9 protein-coding genes and 1 other RNA gene are annotated in these 8018 nt (G+C 71.5%); 1 reads left to right on the top strand and 9 read right to left on the bottom strand.

All coding sequences use genetic code 11. The features are described from left to right. Positions 1 to 41 precede the first annotated feature (41 nt). The 9 genes from B8460_RS05930 to ssrA all read right to left on the bottom strand — a co-directional run bounded on the left by B8460_RS05930 (position 42) and on the right by ssrA (position 6875). Entirely contained in the window at positions 42 to 260 is a 219-nt protein-coding gene (locus tag B8460_RS05930; RefSeq protein ID WP_048860662.1) for a ribbon-helix-helix domain-containing protein, read from the bottom strand. Further along, on the bottom strand, positions 257 to 1315 hold the full coding sequence (gene queG, locus B8460_RS05925) for a tRNA epoxyqueuosine(34) reductase QueG (RefSeq protein WP_048860661.1): 1059 nt from the start codon (positions 1313 to 1315) through the stop codon (positions 257 to 259). Before queG ends, B8460_RS05930 begins: the two co-directional genes overlap by 4 nt. Further along, positions 1302 to 1763 (bottom strand): preQ(1) synthase, encoded by a 462-nt coding sequence (gene queF, locus B8460_RS05920; protein WP_048860660.1) that lies wholly within the window; start codon positions 1761 to 1763, stop codon positions 1302 to 1304. The genes queG and queF overlap by 14 nt, the downstream gene beginning before the upstream one ends. Then, positions 1760 to 2887, bottom strand: a complete 1128-nt coding sequence (gene tgt, locus B8460_RS05915; RefSeq protein WP_048860659.1) for a tRNA guanosine(34) transglycosylase Tgt — start codon at positions 2885 to 2887, stop codon at positions 1760 to 1762. Before tgt ends, queF begins: the two co-directional genes overlap by 4 nt. After that, a complete protein-coding gene (gene queA, locus B8460_RS05910; protein WP_048860658.1) occupies positions 2878 to 3912 on the bottom strand; it encodes a tRNA preQ1(34) S-adenosylmethionine ribosyltransferase-isomerase QueA in 1035 nt (344 codons plus the stop codon). Before queA ends, tgt begins: the two co-directional genes overlap by 10 nt. Beyond that, positions 3909 to 4310 (bottom strand): VOC family protein, encoded by a 402-nt coding sequence (locus B8460_RS05905; protein ID WP_048860657.1) that lies wholly within the window; start codon positions 4308 to 4310, stop codon positions 3909 to 3911. Before B8460_RS05905 ends, queA begins: the two co-directional genes overlap by 4 nt. A gap of 3 nt (positions 4311 to 4313) precedes the next feature. Continuing rightward, complete coding sequence (locus B8460_RS05900; RefSeq protein ID WP_048860656.1) at positions 4314 to 5960, bottom strand: fumarate hydratase; 1647 nt, start codon at positions 5958 to 5960, stop codon at positions 4314 to 4316. Positions 5961 to 5963: 3 nt separating this feature from the next. Next, on the bottom strand, positions 5964 to 6488 hold the full coding sequence (locus B8460_RS05895) for an SspB family protein (RefSeq protein ID WP_048860655.1): 525 nt from the start codon (positions 6486 to 6488) through the stop codon (positions 5964 to 5966). 97 nt (positions 6489 to 6585) lie between these two features. Further along, positions 6586 to 6875: a transfer-messenger RNA gene (ssrA, locus tag B8460_RS05890) on the bottom strand. Positions 6876 to 6922: 47 nt separating this feature from the next. Here ssrA and thyX point away from each other — a divergent pair. Continuing rightward, entirely contained in the window at positions 6923 to 7858 is a 936-nt protein-coding gene (gene thyX / locus B8460_RS05885; RefSeq protein ID WP_048860654.1) for an FAD-dependent thymidylate synthase, read from the top strand. Positions 7859 to 8018: the final 160 nt, after the last annotated feature.

Raw genomic sequence — 8018 nt, 5'->3', positions numbered from 1 at the left:
TCGCCTCGTCGAAGTCTCCGGCGCTTTAGGTAACGGCAGTCTTAACGCCCGGCCCTGAAATGCTTCAGGGCAAGCACCCGCAACGACGAGGCGAGCGGCATGTCGGTCTCGCGGGTGCGGTCCACCTCGGCCACCAGGGCGGAGACGGCGCGCTGATCGGCGGCGGCGATCTCGGCCAGCGCGTCCCAGAACTCCGCCTCGAGCGCCACGCTGGTGCGGTGGCCGGCGAGCGAGAAGCTGCGCTTGAGCAGGCGGCTCATACCCGTCCCGCCAGCCGGGCGCCGGCCCAGGCGCCGGCCTCCGCCACCACAGGGTCCGCGTCGGCGGCCAGGCGCGTCGCGGCGGGCAGGAGGGCGGGCTCGCCCGCATTGCCGATCGCGACCGCGACGTTGCGGGCGAATCGGTCGCGCCCGATCCGCTTGATGGCGGTGCCGGCGAACCGGGCGCGGAATCCGGTATCGTCCAGCGCGGCCAGCTCCGACAGGGCGGGGGCGGTCAGGTCCGGGCGCGCCTGCAGCTTCGCCTCCCGCCCCGCCTGCGCGAAGCGGTTCCAGGGACAGGCGGCAAGGCAGTCGTCGCAGCCATAGATGCGGTTGCCGATGGCAGGGCGCAGCGCCTCCGGGATCGGGCCATGATGCTCGATGGTCAGGTAGGAAATGCAGCGCCGCGCATCCAGGCGGTAGGGCGCGGGAAACGCATCCGTCGGGCAGGCCCGCAGGCAGCGCGTGCAGGACCCGCAGCGATCGGCATGCGGCGCGTCTTCCGGCAGGTCGAGCGTGGTGTAGATCTCACCGAGGAACAGCCACGACCCATGTCGCCGCGACACGAGGTTGGTGTGCTTGCCCTGCCAGCCCAGGCCCGCCCGCGCGGCGAGCGGCTTTTCCATCACTGGCGCGGTATCCACGAAAACCTTCACCTCCGGCCCGTAGCGGGCGACCACGAACTGCGCCAGCGTCTTCAGCCGTCCCTTGAACACCTCGTGGTAGTCGCGGTTTCGTGCGTAGACCGAAATGTTCCCCCGGTCCGGCCGCGCCAGGACCGCCAGCGGGTCCTCGGCGGGGGCATAGGACAGGCCGAGCGCGATGACGCTGCGCGCCTGCGGCCACAGCGCGCGCGGGTCGGCGCGCTGCGCCGCACGCCGCTCCATCCAGCCCATGCCGCCGTGCCAGCCGGCGGCCAGGAAGTCGGCCAGACGGGCGGACGCCTCCGCGCCCAGCGCCGCCGCGCAGAAGCCGACCGCCTGGAAGCCGAGCGCGTGGGCACGCGCCCTTATGGCCGCGCGCGGATCGTGCGAGGCGTGGTCAGCCCCGGCCACGATAGCCGGGCACGTCCTGCGGCGGCACCCAGACCCCGTCCGGCGGCGCGCCGGTCTGCCAGAACACGTCGATCGGCATCCCGCCGCGCGGGTACCAATAGGCGCCGATGCGCAGCCAGACCGGGTCGAGCAAGGCGACCAGACGTTCGGCGATCCGCATGGTGCAGGCCTCGTGGAACGCGCCCTCGTTGCGGAAACTGGCGAGGTAGAGCTTCAGCGACTTGCTCTCCACGATCCAGTCGCGCGGCACGTAGTCCAGCACGATATGCGCGAAATCCGGCTGGCCGGTCAGCGGGCACAGCGACGTGAATTCCGGGCAGGTGAAGCGCACCAGATAGGCGCGGCCCGGCGACGGGTTGGCGACGCGCTCCAGCACTGCCGCCTCGGGGCTCGCCGGCAGCGGGGTGGTCCGCCCAAGCTGGGTCAGGTGGCTCAGATCATCGCTCATGGGTCATCGGTCTCGTCCGGCCGGCGCCAGCCGGCGCGCAGCGCCGCGGCATGTCCGGCAAAGCGCCCGTCGAGGATCGCGTCGCGCATCCCTCGCATCAGCGCCTGATAGTAGGTGAGGTTATGCCATGTCAGCAGCATCGGCCCCAGCATTTCCCCCGCCCGGAACAGGTGATGCAGATAGGCGCGGCTGTGGCGGGTGCAGGCGGGGCAGGGGCAGCCGTCCTGCAGCGGGACGTCCGCGCCGGCATGGCGGGCGTTGCGGAGATTGAGCGTCCCCTCCGGCACGAAGGCGCGGGCGGTGCGGCCGGCGCGGGTCGGGATCACGCAGTCGAACATGTCGATCCCGCGCGTGACCGCGCCCACGAGGTCGTCCGGCGTGCCCACGCCCATCAGGTAGCGCGGCGCATCCCCCGGCAGCAGCGGCACGGTCACGTCGAGCGTGGCGAACATCAGCGCCTGCCCCTCGCCCACCGCGAGGCCGCCCACCGCATAGCCGTCGAAGCCGATCGCGGTCAGGGCCTCCACGCTTTGCGCCCGCAGATGCGGATAGGTGCCGCCCTGGACGATGCCGAACAGCCCGTAGCCGGGCCGCGCCACGAACGCCACCCGCGCCTCCGCCGCCCAGCGCATCGACAGGGCGAGCGAGGCGCCGGCCTGTTCCTCGGTCGCCGGCCACGGCGTGCATTCGTCGAGCACCATGGTGATCGTCGCGTCCAGCTTGTGCTGGATGTCCATCGCCCGCGCGGGCGTCAGCCGGTGGCGGCTGCCGTCGAGGTGGGACTGGAACGTCACCCCGCCGGCGTCGATCTCGCGCAGCTTCGACAGCGACATGACCTGAAACCCGCCGCTGTCGGTCAGGATCGGGCCGGGCCAGTCCATGAACCGGTGCAGCCCGCCCAGCGCCGCCACGCGCTCGGCGCCCGGACGCAGCATCAGGTGATAGGTGTTGCCCAGCACGATGCCCGCCCCGGTCGCCCGCACCGCATCCGCCGTCATCGCCTTCACCGTCCCGGCGGTGCCGACCGGCATGAAAGTCGGGGTCGGCACGTCGCCATGCGCCGTCCGCAGCGTCCCCGCCCGCGCCGCGCCGTCGCGCGCCGCCGCGTCCCAGGTCAGTCGCATGCACGCTCCAGCAGGCTCGCGTCGCCGTAGGAGTAGAACCGGTACCCCGCCGCGATCGCGTGGCTGTAGGCGCCGCGCATCCGCGCCTCGCCGGCGAAGGCGCAGACCAGCATGAACAGGGTCGAGCGGGGCAGGTGGAAGTTGGTCAGCAGCATGTCCACCGCCTGGAACCGGAAGCCCGGCAGGATGAACAGATCGGTCTCGCCCGCCCATGGGCGCAGCGTGCCATCGGCGGCGGCGGTCTCCAGCAGGCGCAGCGTGGTGGTGCCGACCGCCACGACACGGCCGCCGGCCGCCCGGGCTTCGTTGATCGCGGCCACCGCCGCCGCGCCGATCATGCCGCGCTCGGCGTGCATCCGGTGGTCCCGCACCTCCTCGCCGCGCATCGGCAGGAAGGTGCCCGCGCCGACATGCAGCGTCACGTGGACGCGCCCGATGCCGCGGGCGGCGAGGGCGTCGAGCAGCGCCGGGGTGAAATGCAGCCCGGCGGTGGGGGCGGCGACGGCGCCCTCGGTCGCGGCATAGACGGTCTGGTAGTCCGAGCCGTCGTCCTCTGTCGGCCCCGCCGGCCGGTCGATATAGGGCGGCAGCGCCAGCGCCCCGGCGCGGCGCAGCGACGCCGCCAGGTCGTCGGTGTGGAAGCGCAGCGCGACGCCGCCATCCGGGTCGCGCGCCGCCACCTCGGCCGCAAGCGTCGCGTCGCCATCGAAAGACAGCACGTCGCCGACCCGCAGCCGCCGCGCGTTGCGCGCAAGCGCGTGCCAAGTGCCGTCGGCCAGCGGCCGGTCGAGGGTGATGCCGATGCGCGCGGCCCCTCGTCGCGCGACAAGCTGCGCCGGGATCACCCGCGTGTCGTTGACCACGAGCACGTCGTTCGGGCGCAGCAGCGACGGCAGATCGCGCACCGTGCGGTCACGCAGCCCATCGCCCGCGACGTGCAGCAGCCGCGCCGCGTCGCGCGGCCGCGCCGGATGCTGGGCGATGCGGTCGGGCGGCAGCGCGTAGTCGAAATCGGCCGCCTTCACTCGGAGCCGTAGGTCGCGATCTCGATCAGGTTGCCGTCGGGGTCGCGGCAATAGACCGACATCATGGCGCCGAGCGCGCCCTCGCGGGCGATCGGCCCGAGTTCGACCACGACCTTGCAGGCCTGGAGGTGCTCGATGATGTCCTCGGTCGGCACCGCGGTGACGAAGCACAGATCCTGCGTCCCCGGCGCGCAGGTCGCGGCGGCGATCCAGGAGCGGGTGTCGTGGTCGTGCGGCCGGAGATTGAGCTTCTGCCCGCCGAACTTCAGCGCGGTGCGCAGCTCCGACCCGAATTCCTCGCGGTCCATGCCGAGCACGCGCTGGTACCAGGCGGCGCTGATATCGACATCGCGGCAGTTGATGACGAGGTGGTCGAGCCGGTCGACGGTGAATCGCATGACTCAGTCCAACCCTTCGTAGAAATCGTTGCCCTTGTCGTCGATGACGATGAAGGCGGGGAAATTCTCCACCTCGATGCGCCAGACCGCCTCCATGCCGAGCTCCGGGTATTCGAGCACCTCGACCCGGCGGATGCAGTCCTGCGCCAGCCGCGCGGCGGGTCCGCCGACGCTGCCGAGGTAGAAGCCGCCATGGGCGCGGCAGGCCTCGCGCACCGCGCGCGAACGGTTGCCCTTGGCCAGCATCACCAGGCTGCCGCCCGCCGCCTGGAACTCGGCCACGTAGCTGTCCATGCGCCCCGCCGTGGTGGGACCGAAGCTGCCGGTCGCATACCCGTCCGGCGTCTTGGCCGGGCCGGCATAATAGACGGGATGGTTCTTGATGTAGTCGGGCAGGCCCTCGCCGCGGTCGAGCCGCTCCTTGAGCTTGGCGTGCGCGATGTCGCGGGCGACGACCATCGTGCCGGTCAGCATGACGCGGGTCTTGACGGGATAGGCCGACAGCGTGCGGCGGATCGCGTCCATCGGCTGATTGAGGTCGATCGCGACCGCCTCGCCGCCCAGATGCGCGTCCGTCGTCTCCGGCAGGTATTTCGCCGGATCAGTCTCCAGCGCCTCGAGGAACACGCCGTCGGGCGTGATCTTCGCCTTGATCTGGCGGTCGGCGCTGCACGAGACGCCGATGCCCACCGGCAGGCTCGCGCCGTGGCGGGGCAGGCGGATCACGCGCACGTCGTGGCAGAAATACTTGCCGCCGAACTGCGCGCCGATGCCGGTCTCGCGCGACAGCCGCAGCACCTCCTGCTCCATCTCCAGATCGCGGAAGGCATGACCCGCGCGGCTGCCGGACGTGGGCAGCGCATCGAGCCAGCGCGTGGAGGCGAGCTTGACGGTCTTGAGGTTCGCCTCGGCACTCGTGCCGCCGATGACGATGGCGAGGTGATAGGGCGGGCAGGCGGAGGTGCCGAGCGTCCTGATCTTCGTGCCGATATAGGCCGCCAGTTTCTGCGGCGTCAGGATCGCGCGCGTCTCCTGGAACAGGAACGTCTTGTTGGCCGACCCGCCGCCCTTGGCGACGAACATCAGGTGGAACTCGTCGGCGTGGTCGTCGCCGGGGGCGGCCGCGATGTCGAACTGCACCGGCAGGTTGTTGCCGGTGTTGACCTCCTCGAACATCGACAGCGGCGCCATCTGCGAATAGCGCAGGTTGGTCTCGGTATAGGTGCGGTGGACGCCGAGGCTGAGCGCCTCCTCCTCGTTGCCCTCGATCCAGACGCGCTGGCCCTTCTTGCCGAACACGATGGCGGTGCCCGTGTCCTGGCACATCGGCAGCACGCCGCCGGCCGCGATGTTGGCGTTCTTGAGCAGGTCGAGCGCGACGAAGCGGTCGTTGTCGCTCGCCTCCGGGTCGTCGAGGATGGCGCGCAGCGAGGCGAGATGCGTCGGGCGCAAGAGGTGCGACACCTCGTGGAACGCCTGGAAGGCCAGCGCGCTCAGCGCCTCGGGCGACACCGACAGCATCTGCCGCCCGTTGCAGTCGAGCGTCCGCACGCCCTCGATCGGCAGGCGCTTGTAGGGCGTCGCGTCCGGGCCGAGGGGAAACATCGGCGCATAGAGAAAGCCCGTCGGGCGGGGCAGCGGCGCGTTCATCGGCTACTCCTTGACCGGCCGGCGGCGGAAGGCGTCGAGGCTGACGACCTGCGGCTCGCTTGATGGCGGCGGGGGCGGCGGCGGCGCGGCGGCTTCCTCCGTCTCGTCGGCGGGGGCGTCCCCGCCGTCGAGATCCTCGCCCTCCGCCCCGGCCGCGCGGAACTGCAGGGCGAAGCGCACGGCGGGATCGGCGAAGCCCACGACCGCGGCGAACGGCACCGCCAGCGTGGCGGGGATGCCGCCGAACGACAGGCGGACCGAGAACATCGCGGCCTCGTCGTCCACCACCAGATGGTCGTACTGGTGCTGCAGGACGATGGTCATTTCCTGCGGATACTGCGCGCGCAGGCGCGGCGGGATCACCACGCCCGGATGATCGGTGCGGAAGGTGATGTAGAAATGGTGCGCGCCGGGCAGCCCGTGCCGCGCGGCATGGTCCAGCGCCGTCTGCACCACGCGGCGCAGCGCCTGTTCCATCCAGTCCTCATAGGGAAGCAGGCTTTCCGGCGGGGTGGCGTCATCGCTCATGGGCGTGTCTGTAGCGCGCCCGCCGCGGTACGCAAATGGTCGCGCGCCGGGGCTGGGACGGGCGCGCACGCGGGCGACGGTCGGCCGGGGCGGGGCGAGTGGGGGGCTTCTGTTGCCCGGTGCCCCCCGAACCGCGCTAACACCGCTTACGCGGCGAGAGCGAGTGCCTCGTTGTCGTTGGCACCTGTAGAATGGCCCGATAACGGCGGAACCATGCCGAGCGAAAAATGGGCCTTTACCACGCGTGTCGAGCCTGTTTCGCCCCCCTTGGTGGAGGCGCCGGGCACTGCCCCCGGGTCCACAACGCTTATTCCGCGCACCGTTTATCGCCATAGCCGGCAAGCCGGCCCAACAGATATAGGACGCCTCTCGCGGCGAATCCACCGGCCCGCCGACGATGGCCGCGGACGGTGCAGCGACGCAGGAGGACCACCATGCCCCTGACCGACGACCAGCAGCGCGAGATCGACGCCGTCCGCGCCGGCCGCGCCGAAACCGCCCGCCCCACCGTGCCCGCGCTGGAGGCCCTGCTGGCGCGCGCCCTGCCGGTGCTCGACCACGGCTTCGTGCGGGTCGTGGACTACATGGGCGACGATGCCGCCGTGGTGCAGGCGGCGCGCGTCTCCTATGGACGCGGCACCAAGCGGGTGTCCGAGGATGCCGGGCTGATCCGCTACCTGATGCGTCACCGCCACTCGACCCCGTTCGAGATGTGCGAGATCAAGTTCCACGTGAAGTTGCCGATCTTCGTCGCCCGGCAGTGGATCCGCCACCGCACGGCGAACGTGAACGAATATTCCGCCCGGTATTCGGTGATGGACCGCGAGTTCTACATCCCGGACGCCGCGCATCTGGCCGCACAATCGGCGACGAACCGGCAGGGACGGGGCGACGTGCTGGGGCCGGACGAGGCGGCGGAGGTTTTGCGCACCCTGCGTGACGACGCCGCGCGCTGCCACGACCACTATCTCGCCATGCTGAACGAGGACGAGGCGGGGCAGCCGCGCGATCCGTCGCGCGCGGGTCTCGCGCGCGAGCTGGCGCGCATGAACCTGACGCTGAACACCTATACGCAGTGGTACTGGAAGACCGACCTGCACAACCTGCTCGGCTTTCTCGCGCTGCGGGCCGACGCGCACGCGCAGTACGAGATACGCGCCTATGCCGAGGCGATGCTGGGCGTACTTGACGCGTGGGTGCCGCTGACCGCCGCCGCCTTCCGCGACTACCGGCTCGGCGCCGTCACGCTGTCGGCGCCGATGCTGGCGGTGGTGCGGCGGATGCTGGCGGGCGAGGCGGTGGCGCCGCGCGACAGCGGCCTGTCGTCGCGCGAATGGGCGGAACTGCAGGCGGCGCTGACCGGCGGCTGAGGCGCGGCCGGCAGGGCGAGGGGCGGGCGGTGATCGTCGTCCTCGGTTCGGTCAATCTCGACCTGATCTTCCCGCTCGCCGCCCTGCCGGCGCGGGGCGAGACGGTGCTGGCGCCGGCGGCGCTCGTCCAGCCGGGCGGCAAGGGGGCCAACCAGGCGGT

This window comes from Acidisphaera rubrifaciens HS-AP3, from assembly GCF_000964365.1.
Taxonomy (GTDB): domain Bacteria; phylum Pseudomonadota; class Alphaproteobacteria; order Acetobacterales; family Acetobacteraceae; genus Acidisphaera; species Acidisphaera rubrifaciens.
This window is presented reverse-complemented; position numbering and strand designations above follow the sequence as displayed.